This window comes from Winogradskyella pulchriflava (genome assembly GCF_042434315.1).
GTDB lineage: Bacteria > Bacteroidota > Bacteroidia > Flavobacteriales > Flavobacteriaceae > Winogradskyella > Winogradskyella pulchriflava.
This window is the reverse complement of record NZ_JBHLTQ010000001.1, coordinates 78977-101832: the sequence shown is the minus strand read 5'-3', so window position 1 is coordinate 101832 and position 22856 is coordinate 78977. Positions and strand designations below refer to the sequence as shown.

Sequence of the window (22856 nt, the reverse complement as noted above, 5' to 3'; positions counted from 1 at the left end):
AGATGAAGACGAGAATTACTATACTGTTTCTAGCGCTTTTTGCGAGTTTTAACATTGGTTTTGCTCAGCAAGACGAAGAGTGCATGAACAATCTGTCAATTTTTGATAGTTACGTAAAGAGCAAAAAATATGACGATGCCTATGGCCCATGGAAAATTGTTCGTGAAAAGTGTCCAAAGTTCAACAGAGCCATTTATGCTCATGGTGAAAAAATACTAACGCACAAAATTGAAAATTCTTCAGGTGCAGAACAAGTGGCTCATATTAAGGATTTAATGAAGCTTTATGATCAAAGTAGAGAGCATTTTGCTTCAAAATATGACCTTGGTGAAATATTGGCCGATAAAGCAAATTTAGCTTATAAGTATAAGACAGAATTAAACATGACTGATGAGCAAGTTTATAACATGTTTGATGAAGCCTACAAAAAAGATGCTAAAAACTTTACAAGTGCAAAAGGACTTTATACCTATTTTTCTTTAGCTGTAGATTTATTTAAAAGTGATAAGAAGCCAGCACAAGAAGTTTTTGATAAGTATGATGATGTTAATGAAATTATAGAAAATCTTATAGCTGGTTATACAACGCAACTTAATAAGTATGCGGAGAAGGAAGCAGCTGGTACTGCTTTAACTAAGAAAGAAGAAAGATACAGGTCTAGTTATGAGTCTAACATAGATGCCTACGAAAATCAGATTTTAGGTAGTATGGACAAAAAACTTGGTGATATAGCAAATTGCGAAGTGTTAATTCCGTTATACCAAAAGAATTTTGAAGAAAACAAAAGTAATGGTGTTTGGTTGCAACGTGCAATGAACCGTATGTACTCAAAAGGATGTAAAGAAGATCCATTGTTTTTAAAGTTGGTAGAACAAAAAAATAGTATTGAGCCAACGGCTGATACAGCATTCTATTTATACTTGTTAACTGGAGAGCAAAAGTATTTTGACCAAACGGTTCAATTAGAAACTGATCCTTTAAAAAAGGCAAAACTTTACAAAAAACTAGCACAAGAGCTTAAAGGTAAAGGTAGCTACGGTAAAGCAAGACAGTATTATATGGAAGCTTTAAAGTTAAATCCATCTGATGGTTCGCCTTATTTAGCAATTGCAGCTATGTATGCAAAGAGTGCCAATAATTGTGGAGACTCTAACTTTAACAAAAGAGCAGTATTCTGGTTAGCTGCAAATGAAGCAGAAAAAGCAGGTAGAGTAGATGGACGTTTAAGATCTGCTGCGGCTCAAACAGCAAACAGCTATAGAGCTAGCGCACCTTCAAAGTCAGATATATTTACTGAAGGTAATTCAGGGCAAACAATTAAAATAGGATGCTGGATTGGACGCTCGGTAACAGTACCAAGTATTTAATGCAAATAAAACATTCACATATCATAAAAAACTTAGTCACAGCAATTGCTGTGACTTTGTTTTTTTCATGTGAAAACGATTTTGACGAGGTTCAAAAAGTTGGAGTTCTTCAAAATCAACCCATAGGAGAGGCTGAAAACATTGATTTAAAATATACAGAGCTTCAAGGTGATTCTGTACGTTTATTGGCAAACCTTATCAGTCCAAAAATGTTGGACTACTCCAATAGAAGTTTTGCGTTTAGTGAATTTCCTGATGGTATTTTACTAAAGGTATATGATGAAAAAAACAATTTAACTACCATTCGCTCACAATACGCTATCTTTTATACCGAAACCGATATTATTGATTTAAGAGGTAATGTTACCATAACAACCCATGATAATGAAGTTTTGATCACAGAGCAGTTATACTACAATGAAAAATTAGAGTGGGTATTTACTAACGAACCCTGGGTATTTACACGTTCAGAAGGGCCTCTTTATGGTATAGGCTTCGATTCAGATAAAGATTTTAAAAACTTTCAGATGTTAGAAATGGGAGGCGATTTTGAACTCGATAATTAACTATCTTTGTAGCTCTAATACTTAGATAAACTAACTGATGAAAATTCTAAAATTCTTTCAATACGCATACTTAATCTTTGCAGCACTTTTTCTATGGGATGCTGTTACTAACTGGTCTGTAGACAGAAACAGAGCTTATATGTCTTTGCTTTTTGTTGTTTTGGCCATATTTATGTTCTTTTTTAGAAAACGGTTTGCAAAAAAGTTTGAAGACCGTAATAAAAAATAATATATGACTGTAGATCTGGTCATCATTATAACCACACTAATACTTTCAGCCTTTTTTTCGGGTATGGAGATTGCTTATGTATCTTCTAATAAAATACATATAGAACTAGAGAAAAAACGGGACGATTTTTTAGGGCGGATTTTAGCCAAACTTACTGAAAAGCCTTCAAAATATATTGCTGCTATGCTTATTGGCAATAATATTGCGTTGGTAATTTATGGTTTAAAAATGGGTGATGTTTTGGTGCGTTGGTTTCAGTCCATGTTACCATCAGATAGCGCGGCATTAACGTATTTGCTTACCGATTTACAGTTGTTATCTCAAACAGTAATTTCTACTTTGATTATATTAATTACGGCTGAGTTTTTACCAAAAGTATTTTTTCAAATTTATGCTAACACTTTGATGAAAGTATTGGCTTTGCCAACCTACATATTCTATCTGTTGTTTACTTGGATTTCAGATTTTGTGCTTTGGATTTCAGATGCTGTATTAAAATATATTTTTAAAGCTCAAGGCGAAGATGTTGTATTAGCTATGACTAAGGTGGAACTAGGAAACTACATTAGTGAGCAGATGGAATCTGTAGAAAATCATGATGATGTAGATAGCGAAATTCAGATATTTCAGAATGCACTAGAATTTTCAGAAGTAAAAGCAAGGGAAGTTATGGTGCCAAGAACCGAGATTACTGCTGTAGATATTTCGGACTCTATAGAAAACCTAAGACAACTTTTTATTGAAACAGGAAGAACAAAAATCATTATATATAAAGATACTATAGATGATATTTTGGGTTATGTGCATGCCTTTGAGTTGTTTAAAAAACCAAAAAGTATCAAATCCATCATTATTCCTGTAAGTTTTGTTCCAGAAACAATTCTTATAAAAGATGTTCTTAACATTCTAACTAAGAAACGACAAAGTATAGCAGTTGTAATTGATGAATATGGTGGAACTTCGGGAATTATGACCGTAGAGGATATCATTGAAGAACTCTTTGGCGAAATTGAGGACGAACATGATACTGTGGAATTGATAGAAGAGCAGATCAACCAACATACTTATAGATTTTCAGCCAGATTAGAGGTCGATTATATTAATGAAACCTACAAATTAAATCTTCCTGATAGTGAAAATTACGAAACATTAGGTGGTTTAATCTTAAGTGAAGTTGAAGGAATTCCTGAGGAAAATGAAGATATTCAAATTGATAATTTCAAGTTTACCATTGAGGAGGTTTCCTCTACAAAAATCGACGTGGTGCATCTTAAAATCCTAGAAGTAGACTAGAAGTATTTTAGGCTTATAAAAACTACACTTCTCCTTTTATAATTAATAGGAAAGTACTATTTTCGCAGACTTATTTATACGAAAAAATTAGACTATGGCAGTTTTAAATAAAATTAGACAACGTTCATTAATATTGATATTAGTCATTGCATTGGCATTGTTCTCATTTGTAATTGGTGATTTATTCAAAAATTCTGATGCACTTACAGGTGGAGCGCAAGACGTTATTGCAACCATTAATGGAAAGGATATTCATAGAGATGAGTTTCAGCAAAAGGTAAAAAATTATCAAGATAGATCAGGAGGTAGAGTAACCAATACCCAAGCGATGAATACGATCTATAACCAAGAGCTTAGAAAAATCATTTTAGAGAATGAATTTGACGAGTTAGGTTTATCTGTTGAAAAAGATGAAATGCGCGATTTGCTTAAAACTAGCTTTTCTTCATACCCTGAATTTCAAGACGAAAATGGAAACTTTGATGTTAACCGATTAAATGCATTTATCGCAAACTTAAAAGACCTTAATGGTGCAACCGCTCCATTAGGTAACTTTTTGGTGAATTATGAGAGTTGGGCAAGCAATGAGCAAACTATTGCTACTAATGCTATACAACAGTCTTACTATAACATGATTAAAGCAGGTGTTGGTACTACCATCGCTGAAGCCGAAGATGAATATTTAGCCGATGCCAAAACGGTTGATATTAAATATGTTCAAGTGCCTTACACTACTATAGCAGATAGTTTGGTAGAGGTCACTAAATCTGATGTAAAGGCTTATATGAAAAATCATGAAGATAAGTTTACGGTTGATGCCAGTAGAGAAGTGGTTTATGTAGAATTTAAGGAAGAAGCTTCTAAAGCAGATGAAGATAACATAAAAGCAAGTTTATTAGCATTAAAAGCTGATAAAGAAGAGTATAACGAAAGCAGTAAAAACACTGAAACTATTCCAGGTTTTGATTCTACTAAGGATATAGAAGAGTTTGTGAACTCTAATTCAGATATTAAGTATAACGATTCTTTTTTAAGAGCTGCGGAGTTACCAGCTATTGCAAAAGATAGCCTAATCAATTTAGAAGTAGGTGAATATTACGGTCCGTATAAGGATGGTGAGTATTTTAAATTATCTAAAGTTGTTGCTGTAAAGGAAATGCCAGATTCAGTAAAAGTAAGACACATTTTAGTGCCTTATGCTGGTGGGCAAAGAGCTGACGCTTCTGTTACTAAGACTCCTGAGGAAGCTAAAGCAACGGCAGATAGTATTTTAGCTAAAATAAAGAGTGGTACTAAGTTTATGGATTTATTAGAATTATCTTCTGATAAAGTAAGTAACGAGCAAGATGGTGAAATAGAATTTGCATATAATGCAGGTATGGCTCCAGAGTTTAAGGCGTTTTCTTTTGAAAATAAAAAAGGTGATGTTGATGTAGTAGGTACCTCTTTTGGATATCATGTTATTGAGATTTTAGAGCAGAAAAGCTTTAACAAAGCTGTTAAGCTCGCAACAGTAGCCAGAAAAATTGAGCCATCGGATCAAACACTTCAAGACGTATTTAATAAAATGTCTAAATTCGAAATTGCTGCTAAAGATGGTGATTTTAATGAGTTAGCAAAAGAACGTGATCTAACCGTAAAGCCAATTACGTTTAAAGAATTAGACGAAAATATGCCAGGTTTAGGAAGTCAAAGACAAGTTGTGCGTTGGGCTTTTGAAGATGATACTGACATAGGTGATTACAAAAATTTCCCAATTTCAGGTTTTGGATTTATTGTTGCTAAACTTGTTGAAAAGAATGAGGAAGGTTTAATGAATGTAGAAGATGCTTCTGTAATTGCTGCTCCAGAAATTAAGAAAGAGAAGAAAGCGAAAATGATTCGTGAGAAACTATCTGGAACAACTATAGATGAAATTGCTAAGAGCCAAGGACAAAGCCCAAAAACAGCAGCGGCTATCACAATGAAAAACACAACGCTTGCTGGTGCAGGTGTAGAGCCAAAAGTTGTTGGTGCTGCATTTGGTTTAGCTCAAGGTAAAGTATCTCAGCCTATTGATGGTGAAAAAGGTGTTTATGTTTTAGAAGTAACTAAAATAACTGAAGCTACTAAGCTAGATAATTACACTTCAATAATTAACAGATTGAACACTGAGCGTAGAAATACAGTTCAGAATAAAGTATATCAAGCCTTAGAGAAAGCTGCTGATATTGAAGACAACAGAGCTAAGACGGTTTACTAATTAGCTTTAGAGTATAACTTTAAAAAGGCTTTGCAGAAATGTGAAGCCTTTTTTGTTCATTACTTATACTTTGTTATGCTGAATTTATTTCAGAGTCTATAGGTTTAATTAAAGCACCATCCCAGAATACGGAATAACAACATCGAACCCTTTAGAGGTGAAATAAGCCGTAGGATCAGTCTCAGAAGTTGCCAAAACAAAGTCTCCTCCCCAAGCACCTAAACTTTTAACAGATCCTTTAAAGTCTTTAAACAATCTCAATTTTATAGGCTTTTGGTCAATGAGTTTAGAGATAATAGCTTCGTGTGCGTTTATCAGGTTTTCAAATTCTGAAAGGGATTTACAAGCAATTATAGACTCAGTAATTTTATTAATATCTTCGATTATTGAAGCGTCAATCTTAGCTTTCTTTCGGTAAGTCGTTATACCATCTCTACTGTTTTGTTTTTGGTTGAGATAAACAAAATAGAGTTGAGATTTAAAGTTAGGGTCAAAATTAACTGGTTCAATTAATGGTTTTCTTGCAAATCTTAATTGATAAGTAATCGGAGTATTATGTTGTGCACAGGCAATATCATAACCACTACCTTTAAAGGTTTTTTCTAATAGTTTATAGGCATCAATATTTGCCCAATTAGCAATATTATTAATTAGAGTTGAAGATGTACCCAAACCCCAAAGTCGATTAAAATCTTGGTGTGTTGTAACGTTATAACCTTGTTCAGCATTTAAAAACTCTGAATTTAAACTATAAGTTTCCTGTATAATCTGAATTAATCGTTTTGAAACATCCGAATAATTTTTCGCTTTTACTCTAAGCCGAGCAGCTTTATCATTAATTAAAAACTCATCCTCAAACCAAACTTCGTCTAACTCATTACAGCTTTTCCAAACTATAGTATTTGTGTCATTCTCTTCTACAGTTAAACTTTGACCATATTTTGTTGGTAATGCCAAAGCTTTTGCTCCATCTAGAACGACATATTCGCCAGTTATTAATAGTTTACCGTTGCTTCTGAATGTTTTTGGTTGATTTTTCAAATTGAGTTTATGAGTTATTGTGTTGTTATTCGGTGGCTGAGCGTAGCCGAAGCCACAATGCATAATGACTATCATTCTTGCATTCTGATAATTTATTTAATTCTTCTAATTTATTTTGTATTAAAGCTTCTTTTTTTGCCCTACTCCAACCTTGAATTTGCTTTTCTCTATAAAAAGCATCATCGATTCTTTGATGTTCTTCAAGATAAACTAATTTAATTGGTAAACGTTTTTTTGTGTGATTTGCCCTTGTCCATTTTGATGTTTTGTTATGCGGTCATCAATATCTATAGTACTTCCTGTGTAATAGGAGCCATCTGAACATTCTAATATATATGTATATCCTATTGGCATTTTTGTTATGTGTGACTTCGACTACGCTCAGTCACCAGCGTAATTAACCTCTTATGTTTTCAATAGCTTCGGCTACGGCACTATGGGTTACAGTATTAGTTTTAAAATGCTCAACAAGTTTTGTTTTTTCCTCAGAAGTAGCTTCAAACTGATTTAGAATATTCATTAAATGCATTTTCATGTGTCCTTCCTGGATACCTGTGGTTGTTAGAGATTTTAGTGCACCAAAATTTTGTGCTAGTCCAGCAACAGCAACAATTTTCATGAGCTCTTTTGCCGTTGGGTTTTCTAATAACTCCAAGGAAAATTTAACCAGAGGATGTAAACTTGTTAAACCTCCAACTGTGCCTAAAGCCAGCGGAATTTCAATCCAAAACTTAAAAATACTATTATCAATAGTGCAATGCGTTAAGCTGGTATAAGTTCCGTCTTTTGAAGCATAAGCATGCACACCAGCTTCAACAGCTCTAAAATCATTGCCAGTAGCTAATATTACAGCGTCAATGCCATTCATGATACCTTTGTTATGGGTTACGGCACGATAAGGCTCAACTTCTGCAATATTAACAGCTTGTTTAAACTTTTTAGCAAACAACTCTGGGTTAGAAATGTCTTTGCTCTTTAAGTCTTCAACTTTACAGGACACTTCTGCTCTTACCAAGCAATTTGGTACATAATTAGACAAAATACACATCACAATATCTAAGTCTCCAACTAAAGCAGTTTTAGCTTCGGCCTTAAACGTCTTTGCAAACTGCTCTAGGCAAGAATTTATGAAATTTGCACCCATGGCATCAAGCGTTTCAAACGTGGCGTGCAATTGATAATAATTCTTTAATGCATTAGATTTGTTTCGCAGTTGTATATCCAAAATACCACCACCTCTGCGTTGCATATTTTTGGTGATGTCTTGAGTTTCGGAAATTAATTTAGGTTTTACAGTTTCAAAAAAACGGTTTAGCTCTTCAAAATTGCCATTGTATGTAAAATGTACTTGTCCAATTTTTTCAGTAGAAATAACTTCGGCTTTAAAACCGCCTCTATCCTTCCAAAACTTAGCCGCTTTACTTGCAGCTGCAACAACTGAACTTTCCTCAATAGCCATTGGTATAGTATAAAGCCTGTTGTTTATGGAAAAATTAGGAGCAACTCCTAGAGGCAAATAATAGTTAGTGATGGTGTTTTCTATAAACTCATCATGTAACTTCTGTAACTTATTATCAGTATTCCAATATTGCTTTACAAGCGTCCATGCCTTGTCTTTATCAGTAAAGTATGTATTTAAAAGCCATTCAATCTTTTCAGATTTAGAGAGCTTAGAAAAGCCAGAAATTGCGTTTGGCATGTTAAAATTGGTTTTAAAACACAAAGATACTTATCATTGGCATAAAATGTGTGCATAAACTACCATTATTGCCGATTTACTGTTAATAAAGGCGGATTTTTGCATATTTTTTAGTAAACTTGGCATTGCTTTATTGAAAAATAAAATATATGAATTTTAAACATTTTGTGGCCTTAATTGGTTTTATTACTACATCTTTAATTTATTCTCAGAATAAACAAATTACACTCAAAGATATTTGGAGTGGTACTTTTAGAACAGAAGGGATGCAAGCTTTGCATTCCATGAATAATGGAAAACAGTATTCAGTTTTAAATATCGATAGGCAGAATAGAACAGCGACAATAGATATATACGATTATAAAACTTTAGAGAAAGTAAAAACCTTGGTGTCATCTTCAGATATAGAAGAAATTCAAGGTTTTTTTGATTACAGTTTTAGTGAGGACGAATCTAAAATCATTCTTACAACCAATTCAAAACCAGTTTTTAGACGCTCTACTTTAGGCGAGTATTATATCTATGATATTGCTACAAAAAAAGTAACTAAAGTTTCTGATAACTTAGTGCAGGAGCCAACGTTATCTCCAGATGCAACAAAGATTGCTTATGGTTATGAAAACAATCTTTATGTCAAAGACTTAAAATCAGGACGTGTTGAGCAAATCACTACTGATGGTGAAAAGAATAAAATCATTAACGGTATTACGGATTGGGTTTACGAAGAGGAATTTAGTTTTGTTAGGGCTTTTGATTGGAATGCAAGTAGTAATCAAATAGTTTTTATTCGTTTTGATGAAACTGAAGTGCCTGAGTTTTCAATGGATGTTTATGGATCAGATTTGTACCAAACGCAGCAAGTATTTAAGTACCCAAAAGCTGGTGAAGCCAATTCTAAAGTATCATTGCATTTGTATGATTTAGGTTCGAAAAAAGTATCAGAAATTAAAGTCGATAAGTCTTATACGGATTTTTATATCCCAAGAATTAAATGGACTAAAGACGCTAATATTTTGAGCGCTCAGTATATGAATCGTCATCAAAATGAATTAGACCTTTGGATGATAAATACCAAGACTATGACATCGGATTTGGTAATGGCAGAAAAAGATAAAGCTTATATTGATGTAACGTTTAACCTAACGTTTTTAAAGGATAATAGTTTTATTTGGACCAGCGAAAAAGATGGCTACAATCATATTTACCATTATGCAAAAGATGGTACGTTAATCAACCAAGTTACTAATGGTAATTGGGAAGTGACAAACTACTATGGTTTTAACGAAAAAGAGAATACAATTTATTACCAATCTACTGAAAATGGGTCGATTAACAGAGATGTTTATTCCATTAAATTAAATGGTAAAAACAAAAAACGTCTTACTAAAACAGAGGGTACTAATAGTGCGTCGTTTAGTGCAGATTTCACGTATTTTATAAACACACATTCTAGCGCAACAACTCCACCTGAGTACACTTTAAATAGTGCTAAATCAGGTGACCTTGTAAAAGGAATTAAAGATAATGACAGACTTGCTCAAAAAGTCGGAGATTATGTGACTTCTAAAAAAGAATTTAGTACCATTAATGTTAATGGTAATGACCTAAATATGTGGATGATTAAGCCAGCAGATTTCGATGCTAACAAAAAATATCCACTGTTTATGTATCAGTATTCTGGTCCAGGATCACAGCAAGTGGCTAATCGTTGGAATGGTACAAACGATTATTGGTACCAAATGCTAGCGCAACAAGGTTATATTGTGGTTTGTGTAGATGGAAGAGGAACAGGTTACAAAGGAGCTGACTTTAAAAAAGTAACACAAAACGAATTAGGAAAATACGAAGTAGAAGATCAAATTGAAGCTGCAAAAAAGCTAGGAGCTTTACCATACATAGATGAAACCAGAATAGGAATTTGGGGCTGGAGCTATGGAGGTTTTATGAGTAGTAATGCGCTATTTAAAGGTAATGATGTCTTTAAAATGGCAATTGCTGTTGCACCAGTAACAAGCTGGAGGTTTTACGATACTATTTATACAGAACGTTACATGACTACTCCAGATGAAAACCCAAGTGGTTATGATGATAATTCGCCAATAAACCATGTAGATAAATTAGAAGGAGATTTCTTATTAATTCACGGTTCTGGTGATGACAATGTACATTTACAAAATACCATGCGAATGGTTGAAGCATTAATTCAGGCAGATAAACAATTTGAATGGATGATATACCCTGATAAAAATCATGGTATTTATGGAGGAAATACTCGTTTGCATCTTTACAAAAAGATGACCAACTTTATCCATAAAACTTTAGGTGATAAGATAGAAAAGAATGAAGAGGAAGAAGCAACATCATCTAAAATTAAAGGTTAAACTAACTAATACTAATTAATATAAATTTTATGTCAACAGCAATTAAACAACCGCATCAAAAAGAACTATTTGGACACCCAGTAGGTCTATTCATATTATTTTTTACCGAAATGTGGGAACGCTTTTCTTACTATGGAATGCGTGCAATTTTGGTACTATACCTTGTGGCACAGTCAAGTGGAGACAATGCAGGTCTTGGTTGGTCTAACGGTGAGGCACTTGCGCTTTATGGATGGTACACAATGCTGGTATATGTGGCCTCAATTCCTGGTGGATGGATAGCAGATAAATTTTTAGGACAAAAAAAATCGGTTTTATATGGAGGTATTCTCTTAGTAGCTGGTCATAGTATTTTGGCAATTGAAGAGATGTGGGCATTTTACTCTGGTTTAGGGCTTATAATAGCAGGTGTAGGAATGCTAAAACCTAATATTTCAACAATGGTTGGAGGTTTATATAAGCAAGGTGATATTCGAAGAGATAAAGGATTTACTATCTTTTATATAGGTATTAATATTGGTGCCTTTTTGTCGAGTTTAATCGTTGGCTATGTTGGTGAAGTACATGGTTGGCATTATGGTTTCGGACTTGCAGGAATAGGAATGGCTTTAGGATTAATCCAATATTTGGTAGGTCAAAAATATTTAAAAACAGTTGGTAATTTTACAGGCGATTCAGAAAATGAAGAAGAAAAAGCGGCCATGAAACGTCCTTTGACCAAAGTAGAAAAGGATCGTGTAGTAGTTCTATTTATTTCCTTTTTATTGGTTATTGTTTTTTGGGGAGCTTTTGAACAAGCTGGTGGATTGATGAATATTTATGCAATGGATAATACCAATAGAATGTTAATGGGATGGGAAGTTCCAGCATCATGGTTTCAATCTCTAAATGCTATGTTCATTATTTTCTTAGGAACCACAGTAGCAGCTTACTGGGCTAAGAGAAAACTAAAGGGTAAAGTAGCAACATCACTTTTTAAGATGATTGTTGGATTAATAATTATGGGAACTGGTTTCTTTTTTATGTCTGCTGCATCATCTCAGTTTGAAAGTTCTGGGTCATCAGCAATGTATTGGTTAGTATTGGCTTATTTATTCCATACTATAGGTGAGTTATGCATTTCACCAGTTGCGTTATCTTATATAACTAAATTAGCTCCTTTGAAGTACGCTTCGCTAATGATGGGTGTTTATTTTGCAATGACAGGTTTTGGTAACAAACTTGCAGGTTTGCTAGGTGAAGCTTCAGAAAGCTTGGGCGAGTTTACGATATTTACTGGTATTGCAGGTTTTTGTGTAGTATTTGGTTTATTGGTTATGGTTTTTAGAAAAAAGCTAGAAACACTTACTCATGGAGCAGAGGATAATGAAAGAGAAGTTCTTGAGACAGAAAAGTACGAATTGGCAGATCCAGACATTAATAACTAAAATAAACTTCTTTACCCTTTCATAAGATAATTTTATGGAAGGGTTTTTCTTTGACTAACTAAATAATCAATATATGAATACAGATATCGAAAATCTATTTAAAGACAAGGTCATAGGGCATCCAGCTGGACTATTTGTGCTGTTCTTTACAGAAATGTGGGAGCGTTTTTCTTATTATGGTATGCGAGCGCTATTAGTAATGTTTTTTACAGCATCTCTACTAGATGGTGGTTGGGGCTGGCCACGTGAACATGCGTTTGCAATTTTTGGTACCTATACCTCATTGGTATATCTTTCTACTTTGCTAGGTGGTTATATGGCAGATAAAAAAATAGGATATAGATGGGCAGTTGTAATAGGAGCTTTGCTTATGACATTAGGACATGCTTGTATGGCATTAGAAACCTCATTTTTCATCTATTTAGGACTCGCATTATTAGTATTTGGTAGTGGATTCTTTAAACCCAATATGACATCTATCATTTCAGAAATGTATGAGGGTAAAGAAGAGAAAAAGGATGGTGCGTACACAATATTTTACATGGGTGTCAATGCAGGTGCATTTTTAGGTATTTTGCTTTGCGGCTACTTGGGAGAAAAAGTAGGATGGTCATGGGGATTTGGTGTGGCTGGTATATTTATGTTTTTTGGTTTATTACAGTTTTGGTTTGCACAAGGTATTTTTGGTAAAATTGGTTTAAAGCCTGAAAACCAAATTGAAGAATTGGAAGAAGTGGCTGAAAATACTTCAGATAAGTTAAATCCATTCACAAGAACACAATTAGCAATTATCCTAATTGCGGCAATTTTAGGCTTAAGCTGGATTTTAAATGACCCTGTTTCCAAAATATCAGAAGGTGAGTACAATTTATTTGATTTCAACCTATTTGGTATTGCAGGAACAAATATTGTAATCCTTACTGCATTAATTCTATTTATAGTTCTGTTGGTGATTAGAATTCCAAAGTACTCTAAGATTACTCGAGATAGGATGTTGGCCGTTGTATTTTTTGCGTTTATAACCATTTTCTTTTGGGCTATTTTTGAGCAAGCTCCTGGCTCTTTAACTATTTTTGCTAGAGATTATACACAAAGGGTACTAACTGGTGATACAGCTTTAACTTTTAAAATAGTTAATTCTTTAATGACTATTATCCCTCTTGGGATTATTACATGGGTTTTGTGGTTGCTGTTCAAAAAGACATTTTCTAGATTTGCTTTATCAAACATTATCCTTAGCTTAAGTTTTGTGATTATATGGGCCATTGCTATTTGGATGTTGTATTCTGAATTTGTAAAGGACATTGCAGAAGTACCAGCGTCTTGGTTTGGTGTTCTAAACTCTTTGTTTATCATCACATTTGCGCCGTTATTTTCTAAATGGTGGGAAAGTAAATACAATCCTAACGCTAATATGAAATATGCTATTGGAATGATACTTTTAGGTATTGGAATGGCATGTGTGGCAATTGGAGCTTCAGATATTCCGGTAGGTGCTAAAACTGCGTCAGTGAGCATGATTTGGCTTATATTGGTGTATTTCTTTCATACTATGGGAGAATTGTGCGTGTCACCAGTTGCCTTGTCTTATGTAAGCAAGTTAGTACCTGGTAGAATGATTGCTATGATGTTTGGAATTTGGTATCTAGCAGTTGCCATAGGTATGAAACTAGCCGGTGTTTTTGGTGAGTCTTCAGAGGCGATTGCTCAATCAGAAGGTTTGAGTTATTTCTTTTGGTTGTTAACAGGTATTGCTGTTGGTTTAGGTCTATTGTCAGCTTTATTATATCCAGTAATTAAAAAACTAATGCACGGAGTACGCTAGTAAAACCGTTAAAATAACTTAAAATGCTCCTCATAAGGAGCATTTTTTGTAAGTTCGGTATAAGAATTGCAACAAATCAGGTATGAAAAAATTACAAATATTAATAACGTTTATAGCTTTTGGAACTCTATTATCTTTTCAAGAAGCTACCAAAACTACTGAAAACGAAATCAACTGGGTTACTATGGAAGAGGCGATTGCACTTCAAGAAAAAGAGCCTAGAAAAATATTTATGGATGTTTATACCAATTGGTGTGGTCCATGTAAAATGCTAGACAAAAATACATTTCATAATGAAGATGTTGTTAACTATATAAATGAACATTTTTACGCAGTTAAGTTTAATGGTGAAGGCAATGCATCTGTAACTTATAAGGATAAAACATTTGGTAACCCCAATTATGATCCTGCTAAAGCAAATAGACGTAATAGCGCGCATGAGTTTGCATCATATCTAAAAGTTAGAGCATACCCAACTATGGTGTTTTTTGATGAAGAAGCTAATTATATAACACCAGTAACAGGTTATTTAAAACCGCAGCAATTAGAATTGTACCTCAAGTTATTTCAAAGTGATAAATACAAAGAAATGACGACTCAAGAGCAGTTTAATGAATACTACAAATCGTTTAAACCTACATTCAAAGAGTAACTAAAGTATTTGTATGCTATATTTAGCTCACTTTCTACACAAACCAAAAAGCTATAATGAACATAAAAAACGCACAAAAAGAAGTTGATGAGTGGATTAATGCTCATGGAGTAAGATATTTTAATGAGCTTACCAATATGGCACAACTTACCGAAGAGGTAGGTGAAGTGGCTCGTATTATTGCAAGGCGTTATGGCGAGCAAAGTGAAAAGGAAAGTGATAAAGATAAAGATTTAGGAGAAGAGCTAGCAGATGTAATGTTTGTTGTGCTTTGCTTGGCTAATCAAACAGGAATAGACTTACAGCAAGCGTTTGATAAAAAAATGGAAAAAAAAGCAAAACGTGATCACGATAGGCATCATAATAACGAGAAATTAAAGTAGTTTTGTAGCTTCATTTTATTATCGATTCTCTCTTATGGACATTAGTATCCAAAAATCAAAACTTCTTAATCATCAAAGCATTCAAATAACTGGGTCAAAAAGTGAGTCTAACCGTTTGCTTTTACTCAAAGCGCTATATCCTCAAATTAATATAGAAAACCTTTCAAACTCTGATGATTCTGTTTTAATGCAAAAAGCATTGCAATCAGATGATAAGGTGGTTGATATTCATCATGCTGGTACAGCAATGCGTTTTTTAACAGCATATTTTTCAATACAAGAAGGACGCGAGGTTATTTTAACAGGTTCTTCAAGGATGAAAGAGCGACCAATAAGAATTCTGGTGGACGCCTTAAAAAGTTTAGGAGCAGACATCAGTTATGTGGAAAATGAAGGATTTCCACCTTTGAGAATCTGTGGGAAAAAGCTAACAGAACATAAAACTTTCCTTGAAGCCAATGTAAGTAGTCAATACATTTCGGCATTACTCTTAATAGCATCAAGTTTAGAAAATGGTTTGGAATTAAGCTTAAAGGGTAAAATCACATCTGTACCTTACATAAACATGACGCTGAGTTTATTGGATGAACTTGAAATTAAAACCGAGTTTAACGATAATGTTATTAAGGTAAAACCTAAAACCTCAGAACTAAAGCCTAAAACACTTGTGGTAGAATCCGATTGGTCATCAGCATCTTACTTTTATAGTGTGGTTGCGCTTAGTGAAGTAGGATCCAAACTTGAATTGGCATCTTATAAAGAAAACTCATTACAAGGGGATTCGGTACTGGCTGAAGTTTATAAAGATTTTGGTGTTGAAACGCATTTTAAAGGAAATTCAGTAACACTTACAAAATCATCCGACGTTAAAGAGCAAACATCCATTGATTTAGACTTGAGTAATGCACCAGACATTGCACAAACCATATCAGTAACTGCCTTTGGTTTGGGTATAGAGTCTAATTTAGTTGGGCTGCATACACTCAAAATTAAAGAGACTGACCGATTAGTAGCCTTAAAAGCAGAACTCGAAAAATTAGGTGCGGAAATTTCCATAACAGATGCATCATTGCATTTAAAGCCATCTAAAACTATTATAAGCAATGCATCCATTGCTACCTATAATGATCACAGAATGGCAATGGCATTTGCGCCTTTGGGTTTAAAAACAGCAATACATATTCAAAACGCAGATGTTGTAAGTAAATCCTACCCACAGTTTTGGGAAGACTTTAAGGCTATAGGATTCAATTTGAAATAAAACCTTCATTTACTTGACAAGGCCTATGTTGAGATTGTATATTTGCAAACTCAAAAAATAAATAAAATTATATGAAATTATCACACTTTAGTTTTGACCTTCCAGATGAATTATTAGCTGAACATCCTGCAGAACATAGGGATGAAGCAAGATTGATGGTTCTCAATAGAGAGAAACAAACTATAGAGCACAAACTTTTCAAGGATGTTATTGATTACTTTGATGAAGGTGACGTGATGATTTTAAATAACACCAAGGTTTTTCCAGCGAGATTATTTGGTAATAAAGAAAAAACAGGCGCTCGTATTGAAGTGTTTTTATTACGAGAGTTAAACCAAGAACAGCGTCTTTGGGATGTATTGGTAGATCCTGCACGTAAAATAAGAATCGGTAATAAACTTTATTTTGGCGATGACGAAACTTTAGTTGCAGAGGTAATAGATAACACCACTTCTAGAGGTCGTACCTTACGTTTTTTATATGACGGATCTTACACAGATTTTAGAAGAAAACTAACAGAATTAGGTGAAACCCCTCTTCCAAAGTATATTAAAAGAGATGTAGAACCAGAAGATGAAGAGCGTTACCAAACCATATTTGCTAAAAATGAAGGAGCAGTAGCAGCACCAACAGCAGGATTACATTTCTCTAAACACCTATTAAAACGTCTAGAGATTAAAGGTGTTGAAATGGCTGAAGTAACTTTGCACGTTGGTTTAGGAACATTTAATCCAGTAGAAGTAGAAGATTTATCTAAACACAAAATGGATAGCGAGGAGATTGTAATAACTCCTAGAGCTGCAGCTATTGTAAATAAGGGTATTGAAAACAAAAAACGTGTTTGCGCAGTAGGGACAACATCTATGCGTACTATTGAAAGTTCAGTGTCATCTAACGGTAGATTAAATGATTTTGATGGTTGGACTAACAAGTTTATTTTTCCTCCTTACGATTTTAGTATAGCTAATTGTATGATTACAAATTTCCATACACCAAAATCAACTTTATTAATGATGGTATCAGCATTTGCTGGTCATGATTTTATGAAGAAAGCTTACGAAGAAGCAGTAAAAGAAAAGTATAAATTCTATTCTTATGGTGATGCTATGTTAATCATTTAGTATATAATTATAAACAAAATAGGAAGCCTCTTAATTGAGGCTTTTTTTATGGGTAGTTAATACCATTTCAATTAAGTACTTTTGCATTAAATGGAAATAAAGAAGAAAGACATACGAGCACTTACCAAAGAGCAACTTAGAGAGTTCTTTGTAAAACAAGGAGATAAGGCGTTTAGAGGTAATCAGGTTTACGAATGGTTATGGCAAAAATCAGCACATAGTTTTGAGGATATGACAAATATATCATTAGACACAAGGCAGATGTTGCAAGACAATTTTGTTATTAACCACATTAAGGTAGACCAGATGCAACGCAGTTCTGATGGTACTATAAAAAATGCTGTGCGCTTACATGACGACTTAATTGTAGAGTCTGTATTGATTCCTACTGCAACACGTACAACGGCATGTGTGTCATCACAGGTCGGATGTAGTTTGGATTGTAAATTTTGTGCCACTGCGCGATTAAAACGAATGCGAAACCTTAATCCAGATGAAATTTATGATCAAGTAGTAGCGATAGATAATGAAAGTAGATTGTATCATAACAGACCTTTAAGTAATATCGTTTTTATGGGAATGGGAGAGCCGCTCATGAATTATAATAACGTGCTTAAAGCCATTGATAAAATTACATCTCCTGAAGGCTTAGGAATGTCTCCAAAGCGCATAGTAGTCTCTACTTCTGGTGTGCCAAAGATGATAAAGAAGATGGCTGATGATGAGGTGAAGTTTAAGTTGGCTGTATCCTTACACTCAGCAATTGATGAGGTAAGAACATCTATAATGCCTTTTAATGCAACGTTTCCGCTAAGTGATTTAAGAGAAGCTTTACAATATTGGTATGCAAAAACCAAAAATAGAATTACTTATGAGTATGTCGTTTGGGATGGTATTAATGACAAACGAAAAGATGTAGATGCTTTGGTAGAATTTTGCAAATTTGCACCAAGCAAGGTCAATCTAATTGAATACAATCCTATTGATGATGGTGAGTTTCAACAAGCCAATTCAAGGGCTTTAGATATGTATGTTGATGTTTTAGAAGCGAACAATATTACCGTAACCGTTAGACGCAGTAGAGGAAAGGATATTGATGCAGCCTGTGGACAATTGGCAAATAAAGGATAAGAATAAAAAAAGCGGCAATTTATTAATTGCCGCTTTTTATTTTTGTATATGATAATGGTTTAATTCTTTACAAACTTAATTGTCTTAGAATTTCCACCAATATTTACTTTAGCTAAATACACTCCATCGTTTAATGAAGAAACATTTATAGACTCTGAAGAAGTCGATAATGACTTAGAAATTACTTGTTGACCTAACAAAGAGTAAATTTCAATCCCGTCAAAAGGACTATTAGACGACTCAATGTTTAGTACTTCTAAATCTTTGTTATAATTGTAAGTAAAGTTATTTCTATCAAAATCGTTTACACTTAGTGTCTCTGTTATTTGTATACCTAATACAAAAAACACGTCACTATTTGCAGCACTTGTATTCGCATGTATACCAACATAGAAATCACCATCAGCAGGTGCAGTATATGTAGCTGTACTAGAATATGCTTGAGTAATTAAGTCATTACCTCCAGTGTCACCATACGCACCAGATTGAGTAATACCTGTATATGTGCCAATAGTAGATTGAGTTACAGCTGTTGACGAAGGTGTGTCTGCAATTACTAAATTAAAAGATTCATTTGCGGTACCATGAACATCAACACTATTATAAATAACGGTTACAGAATATTCTGCGCCCATTGTTCCACTAATAGCTGGAGTAAATAACCAGTCGTCTTTCGCTATACCTGCTCCACTAGGAAATACATTAGCAAAATTATCGAACGTACCATCGCCATCTAAATCATTTATTCCAGTGTTAAAAGACCAACTTTCATCATCTACATTACTGTCTTCAGTTGTATAACAAGAAAAGTATGCATTACTACTAGCCCAATCTTCTGAGTAAGGTAATCCGTAAGTAGAACAATCATAAGCAGATGTAAATGAAATAGGTCCAACCCACTGACTATCACCTTCAGATCCACCGCAATTTGTTCTTATATAAAAGTCATATGTCGTATTAGCTGTTAACGGAGAAAATGTATAAGTTGGAGAAGTTAATCCTGATACTGTTGTTCCGCCACCTTGTGTAAAACCATTTGCACCCCATTCAATCTCCCAAGTTGGTGTTCCAGGATTAATATCTGTCCAATTCAATTCAAATGAGGTAGTTGTAACTGATCCAGCAGTAAAGCCTTCAGGTACGTTGCAAGTTGGTGCTTCTTCAACTAGTATGTCATCAATGTCTAGAGAAGCGCCATCTGAGCCATAATAATTAAATAATAATTGAACATTACTATTCCCTGCATATGCAGAAAGGTCCAATGTTATTTCGTACCATTCATAACTAGTAAAGGTTCCTAAATCAGCTTCAGTCCATATTTGAGTTGTAGTAGTTCCATCGAAAACACTAACAATAGCATCGTAATTATCAAATGGCGTAACTCCCCAATAGTAGCTCATGTTTACATAAAAAACTAACTGTGGGTTAGTGGCACTAGACAAATCGATAACGGGAGAGGTTAATGTTTCATCTTGTAAACCAAGTGCGGCATCGTATGCAACTTGTGCAGAATTAGTGCCAGTATTAGGGTTGGTTGTACTAATAGTCCATGTCTCGTTTGCATTTGTTTGATTATGTGTCCATCCAGCAGGAGGTATAGTTCCGCTTTCGAACCCTTCAGTTAGGTATTGAGCCTGAGTGAAATAACCAAGACTGAGCGTTAAAATTAATAAAGTAATTTTTTTCATAAAGTTTGTTTTTTAGATTAATAGCGATAAAGTTACAAATAATTGTTTTTATGAGATGTTAAAAATCTATAATTCATATTTTAATAATAAAAGCTGTTGAGAATTTGTAATTTTACCAAAGTTTAAAGCTTTAAATGAAAATCACTGAACAAATAAAACAACCTATAGCTTATGAGATGGAACTTTTCGAACAAAAGTTTCAACTCTCTATGGCTAGTAAAGTAGCGTTGCTTAATAGAATTACCCATTATATTGTTAATAGAAAGGGTAAACAAATGCGACCAATGTTTGTGTTTTTGGTGGCTAAAATGATGAATAACGGTGAGGTAAGTGAACGTACTTACAGAGGAGCTTCGGTTATAGAATTGATACATACAGCGACTTTGGTTCATGATGATGTGGTGGATGACAGTAATAGACGGCGTGGTTTCTTTTCAATTAATGCACTTTGGAAAAATAAAATTGCTGTACTTATTGGTGATTACTTATTGTCTAAAGGTTTGTTGTTGTCTATAGATAATAATGATTTCGATTTGCTTAAAATCATTTCAGTTGCCGTCCGCGAAATGAGCGAAGGTGAATTACTTCAAATAGAAAAAGCCAGACAACTCGACATTACAGAAGATGTCTATTACGATATTATTCGTCAAAAAACAGCTACATTAATCGCAGCATGCTGTAGCCTTGGAGCAGCTTCTGTAAAACCAAATACACCAGAGGTAGAGACTATGCGTAAGTTTGGGGAATTAATAGGTATGGCATTTCAGATTAAAGATGATTTATTTGATTATGGTGAGGAAAAAATAGGAAAGCCAACAGGTATAGACATTAAAGAACAAAAAATGACCTTGCCATTAATTCATGTTTTAAACAACTGTTCTAAAAAAGAGAAATCTTGGTTGATCAATTCGATAAAAAATCATAATAAAGATAAACAACGTGTAAAGGAAGTTATCAATTTTGTTAAAGCAAATGGTGGATTGGAATATGCTATAACCAAAATGAAAGCATTTCAAAAAGAAGCACTAGATATATTAAATTCTTACCCAGAATCAGAATACAAATCGGCCTTAAATCTTATGGTGGATTATGTTATTGATAGAAAAAAATAGCCCTTTTAGAATAAGTTTAAGTTTGTGATATTGTCATCGTCCGGTAAGTAACCATAGCATCTCCAAAAAAGTTCGCCTTGCCCATTATATTTCCAAACAACCTCATTGTTTGGAGTTACCTCCCAAAAGCCATAGTCACCTTCGGCTATAAGAGTATTTCCGTTTTGCAAACGTACGGCTCCAGAGATTCGACCAAAGTAAAAATCTGGATCTGTAAAACTCCATACTATATTTGGCTCATTGTCCGTATTTGGTAGTAATGAAAAGTTTTCAGGCATATTTAACTCCATTACTGTAGATTGGTCAACGCCATTAACATATACCAATAGATTTCCTGCACCAGGTTCGTTTCCTTCTAGTAAGTTAGGAAAATGATTATTGTAAAAAAGGCGTTCTCCTTGAGTGTTTTGGTAGGCTCCTGGATTGCCAAATCTGTATAAAAGGTTACCTCCTTTATTATAATTTCCGCCAGAATTGGTTGTAGCTTCTGCAGTTGTTGTGCTATGATCTATTACCCAAACTTCATGATAATAATTGACGCTTAAATAAATAATATCTTTTTCTTCATCATAGTCAATACCATTAGCGTGCATTATGTCACCACTTTCTACAACATTGTAATTAGAATCTATTAGCTGAGGATTGTCACTTACATTTCCATAATTTGGTAATGTGTTAAAGCGGTCTTGAATAATATGATCAAAACTATGCCACTCCCAAACTATTTGGTTAGTATTAGGATTAACCTCAACTAAAACTTCAGGAAAGATATCAGTTGTAACAGTATCAACACCTGCCTGTGCTGCTTCACTGCTTGTAATTTTTTCCCAAGCAATAAATAAGACATTACCATTTGGTAACATTTCTACATCGTGATGCGCAATTACATTCTCAGACGAATAGTTATATTCCCAATCTGTGCTTCCGTCAGAATTAAGAATTTTTATAATACCTCCATATCCACCAAAAGAAAAACTAGGATTTTCTGCTTTAAACATGCCTAGTAATTTACCGTTTGGTAAAATTTCTAAATCATTACCTAAGTTATCTTCAAAAGTCCATTCGTGGACTTTAAAACCTTCTTTATTTAATAGATAGGAAGAGGTGCCACCATTTTCTACTGCCAGAACATATCCATTTTCAAGCTCATCCGCGTTGTAAACTTCAATATTTTCCGATAAAGTGACAGGTGGATTAGTTTGTTGATCATCATTATTATTGCAACTCATGAATAGAAGTGCAACAAGTACCAAAACATATTTCATAGCAGTTTTCTTGTAAAATTAACAGTAATAATGATAAGTACAATCAATAAGAAATATAATTTATTTATTGTCGATAAATGGTTTAAGCTAAACTTATCTTATTTTGCTTAATAAAATGTGATTAAAATTATTTTTGTAACTATTTAAAAATCAAATATTTATAATTTAATTGA

Annotated in this window: 19 protein-coding genes; 14 read left to right on the top strand and 5 right to left on the bottom strand. The window is 33.9% G+C overall.

Annotated features, from left to right (window positions below):
- Window positions 1–2 precede the first annotated feature (2 nt).
- The 5 genes from ACFFGA_RS00430 to ACFFGA_RS00410 all read left to right on the top strand — a co-directional run bounded on the left by ACFFGA_RS00430 (window position 3) and on the right by ACFFGA_RS00410 (window position 5697).
- Entirely contained in the window at window positions 3–1367 is a 1365-nt protein-coding gene (locus ACFFGA_RS00430; RefSeq protein ID WP_386058054.1) for a hypothetical protein, read from the top strand.
- Window positions 1367–1933, top strand: a complete 567-nt coding sequence (gene lptC, locus ACFFGA_RS00425) for an LPS export ABC transporter periplasmic protein LptC (RefSeq protein WP_386058051.1) — start codon at window positions 1367–1369, stop codon at window positions 1931–1933. The genes ACFFGA_RS00430 and lptC overlap by 1 nt, the downstream gene beginning before the upstream one ends.
- Window positions 1934–1970: 37 nt before the next feature.
- On the top strand, window positions 1971–2162 hold the full coding sequence (locus ACFFGA_RS00420) for a hypothetical protein (protein ID WP_386058048.1): 192 nt from the start codon (window positions 1971–1973) through the stop codon (window positions 2160–2162).
- A 3-nt stretch (window positions 2163–2165) separates the two neighbouring features.
- Window positions 2166–3455, top strand: coding sequence for a hemolysin family protein (locus ACFFGA_RS00415; protein WP_386058045.1), 1290 nt, complete (start codon window positions 2166–2168; stop codon window positions 3453–3455).
- Window positions 3456–3549: 94 nt separating this feature from the next.
- Window positions 3550–5697, top strand: coding sequence for a SurA N-terminal domain-containing protein (locus tag ACFFGA_RS00410; RefSeq protein ID WP_386058042.1), 2148 nt, complete (start codon window positions 3550–3552; stop codon window positions 5695–5697).
- Window positions 5698–5805: 108 nt separating this feature from the next.
- Here ACFFGA_RS00410 and ACFFGA_RS00405 read toward each other — a convergent pair whose 3' ends face one another.
- The 3 genes from ACFFGA_RS00405 to ACFFGA_RS00395 all read right to left on the bottom strand — a co-directional run bounded on the left by ACFFGA_RS00405 (window position 5806) and on the right by ACFFGA_RS00395 (window position 8437).
- Complete coding sequence (locus tag ACFFGA_RS00405) at window positions 5806–6813, bottom strand: GYDIA family GHMP kinase (protein ID WP_386058039.1); 1008 nt, start codon at window positions 6811–6813, stop codon at window positions 5806–5808.
- Between the two features lie 135 nt (window positions 6814–6948).
- Window positions 6949–7092, bottom strand: a complete 144-nt coding sequence (locus tag ACFFGA_RS00400) for a GIY-YIG nuclease family protein (RefSeq protein WP_386058036.1) — start codon at window positions 7090–7092, stop codon at window positions 6949–6951.
- A gap of 43 nt (window positions 7093–7135) precedes the next feature.
- Window positions 7136–8437: a hydroxymethylglutaryl-CoA reductase, degradative gene (locus tag ACFFGA_RS00395; RefSeq protein WP_386058034.1), complete on the bottom strand. Its 1302-nt coding sequence runs from the start codon at window positions 8435–8437 to the stop codon at window positions 7136–7138.
- Window positions 8438–8586: 149 nt separating this feature from the next.
- Here ACFFGA_RS00395 and ACFFGA_RS00390 point away from each other — a divergent pair, with 149 nt between their 5' ends.
- The 8 genes from ACFFGA_RS00390 to rlmN all read left to right on the top strand — a co-directional run bounded on the left by ACFFGA_RS00390 (window position 8587) and on the right by rlmN (window position 18618).
- Window positions 8587–10818 (top strand): S9 family peptidase, encoded by a 2232-nt coding sequence (locus ACFFGA_RS00390; protein ID WP_386058032.1) that lies wholly within the window; start codon window positions 8587–8589, stop codon window positions 10816–10818.
- A 29-nt stretch (window positions 10819–10847) separates the two neighbouring features.
- On the top strand, window positions 10848–12245 hold the full coding sequence (locus tag ACFFGA_RS00385; RefSeq protein ID WP_386058029.1) for a peptide MFS transporter: 1398 nt from the start codon (window positions 10848–10850) through the stop codon (window positions 12243–12245).
- 73 nt (window positions 12246–12318) lie between these two features.
- Window positions 12319–14070, top strand: coding sequence for a peptide MFS transporter (locus ACFFGA_RS00380; protein WP_386058026.1), 1752 nt, complete (start codon window positions 12319–12321; stop codon window positions 14068–14070).
- Between the two features lie 82 nt (window positions 14071–14152).
- Window positions 14153–14722, top strand: a complete 570-nt coding sequence (locus ACFFGA_RS00375) for a thioredoxin family protein (RefSeq protein WP_386058024.1) — start codon at window positions 14153–14155, stop codon at window positions 14720–14722.
- A gap of 56 nt (window positions 14723–14778) precedes the next feature.
- Entirely contained in the window at window positions 14779–15105 is a 327-nt protein-coding gene (locus ACFFGA_RS00370; protein WP_386058021.1) for a nucleotide pyrophosphohydrolase, read from the top strand.
- A 34-nt stretch (window positions 15106–15139) separates the two neighbouring features.
- The gene (locus ACFFGA_RS00365; protein WP_386058018.1) at window positions 15140–16366 is read left to right on the top strand and encodes a 3-phosphoshikimate 1-carboxyvinyltransferase; all 1227 of its coding nucleotides are present in this window, start codon (window positions 15140–15142) and stop codon (window positions 16364–16366) included.
- A 71-nt stretch (window positions 16367–16437) separates the two neighbouring features.
- Window positions 16438–17487 (top strand): tRNA preQ1(34) S-adenosylmethionine ribosyltransferase-isomerase QueA, encoded by a 1050-nt coding sequence (gene queA, locus ACFFGA_RS00360; protein WP_386058016.1) that lies wholly within the window; start codon window positions 16438–16440, stop codon window positions 17485–17487.
- A gap of 90 nt (window positions 17488–17577) precedes the next feature.
- Entirely contained in the window at window positions 17578–18618 is a 1041-nt protein-coding gene (gene rlmN, locus ACFFGA_RS00355) for a dual-specificity RNA methyltransferase RlmN (RefSeq protein ID WP_386058013.1), read from the top strand.
- A 59-nt stretch (window positions 18619–18677) separates the two neighbouring features.
- Here rlmN and ACFFGA_RS00350 read toward each other — a convergent pair whose 3' ends face one another.
- Entirely contained in the window at window positions 18678–20306 is a 1629-nt protein-coding gene (locus tag ACFFGA_RS00350; RefSeq protein ID WP_386058010.1) for a T9SS type A sorting domain-containing protein, read from the bottom strand.
- Between the two features lie 134 nt (window positions 20307–20440).
- Between ACFFGA_RS00350 and ACFFGA_RS00345 the strand changes: the two genes are divergently transcribed.
- Window positions 20441–21418 (top strand): polyprenyl synthetase family protein, encoded by a 978-nt coding sequence (locus ACFFGA_RS00345; protein WP_386058008.1) that lies wholly within the window; start codon window positions 20441–20443, stop codon window positions 21416–21418.
- A 5-nt stretch (window positions 21419–21423) separates the two neighbouring features.
- Here ACFFGA_RS00345 and ACFFGA_RS00340 read toward each other — a convergent pair whose 3' ends face one another.
- Entirely contained in the window at window positions 21424–22683 is a 1260-nt protein-coding gene (locus ACFFGA_RS00340) for an aryl-sulfate sulfotransferase (protein WP_386058005.1), read from the bottom strand.
- Window positions 22684–22856 lie beyond the last annotated feature (173 nt).

Coding starts and splice junctions, on each gene's coding strand:
- ACFFGA_RS00370 (WP_386058021.1), top strand. CDS start 14,779: ATGAACATAAAAAACGCACAAAAAGAAGTTGATGAGTGGATTAATGCT.
- rlmN (WP_386058013.1), top strand. CDS start 17,578: ATGGAAATAAAGAAGAAAGACATACGAGCACTTACCAAAGAGCAACTT.
- lptC (WP_386058051.1), top strand. CDS start 1,367: ATGCAAATAAAACATTCACATATCATAAAAAACTTAGTCACAGCAATT.
- ACFFGA_RS00375 (WP_386058024.1), top strand. CDS start 14,153: ATGAAAAAATTACAAATATTAATAACGTTTATAGCTTTTGGAACTCTA.
- ACFFGA_RS00380 (WP_386058026.1), top strand. CDS start 12,319: ATGAATACAGATATCGAAAATCTATTTAAAGACAAGGTCATAGGGCAT.
- ACFFGA_RS00345 (WP_386058008.1), top strand. CDS start 20,441: ATGAAAATCACTGAACAAATAAAACAACCTATAGCTTATGAGATGGAA.
- queA (WP_386058016.1), top strand. CDS start 16,438: ATGAAATTATCACACTTTAGTTTTGACCTTCCAGATGAATTATTAGCT.
- ACFFGA_RS00340 (WP_386058005.1), bottom strand. CDS start 22,683: ATGAAATATGTTTTGGTACTTGTTGCACTTCTATTCATGAGTTGCAAT.
- ACFFGA_RS00395 (WP_386058034.1), bottom strand. CDS start 8,437: ATGCCAAACGCAATTTCTGGCTTTTCTAAGCTCTCTAAATCTGAAAAG.
- ACFFGA_RS00405 (WP_386058039.1), bottom strand. CDS start 6,813: ATGATAGTCATTATGCATTGTGGCTTCGGCTACGCTCAGCCACCGAAT.
- ACFFGA_RS00415 (WP_386058045.1), top strand. CDS start 2,166: ATGACTGTAGATCTGGTCATCATTATAACCACACTAATACTTTCAGCC.
- ACFFGA_RS00365 (WP_386058018.1), top strand. CDS start 15,140: ATGGACATTAGTATCCAAAAATCAAAACTTCTTAATCATCAAAGCATT.
- ACFFGA_RS00420 (WP_386058048.1), top strand. CDS start 1,971: ATGAAAATTCTAAAATTCTTTCAATACGCATACTTAATCTTTGCAGCA.
- ACFFGA_RS00385 (WP_386058029.1), top strand. CDS start 10,848: ATGTCAACAGCAATTAAACAACCGCATCAAAAAGAACTATTTGGACAC.
- ACFFGA_RS00390 (WP_386058032.1), top strand. CDS start 8,587: ATGAATTTTAAACATTTTGTGGCCTTAATTGGTTTTATTACTACATCT.
- ACFFGA_RS00410 (WP_386058042.1), top strand. CDS start 3,550: ATGGCAGTTTTAAATAAAATTAGACAACGTTCATTAATATTGATATTA.
- ACFFGA_RS00350 (WP_386058010.1), bottom strand. CDS start 20,306: ATGAAAAAAATTACTTTATTAATTTTAACGCTCAGTCTTGGTTATTTC.
- ACFFGA_RS00400 (WP_386058036.1), bottom strand. CDS start 7,092: ATGCCAATAGGATATACATATATATTAGAATGTTCAGATGGCTCCTAT.
- ACFFGA_RS00430 (WP_386058054.1), top strand. CDS start 3: ATGAAGACGAGAATTACTATACTGTTTCTAGCGCTTTTTGCGAGTTTT.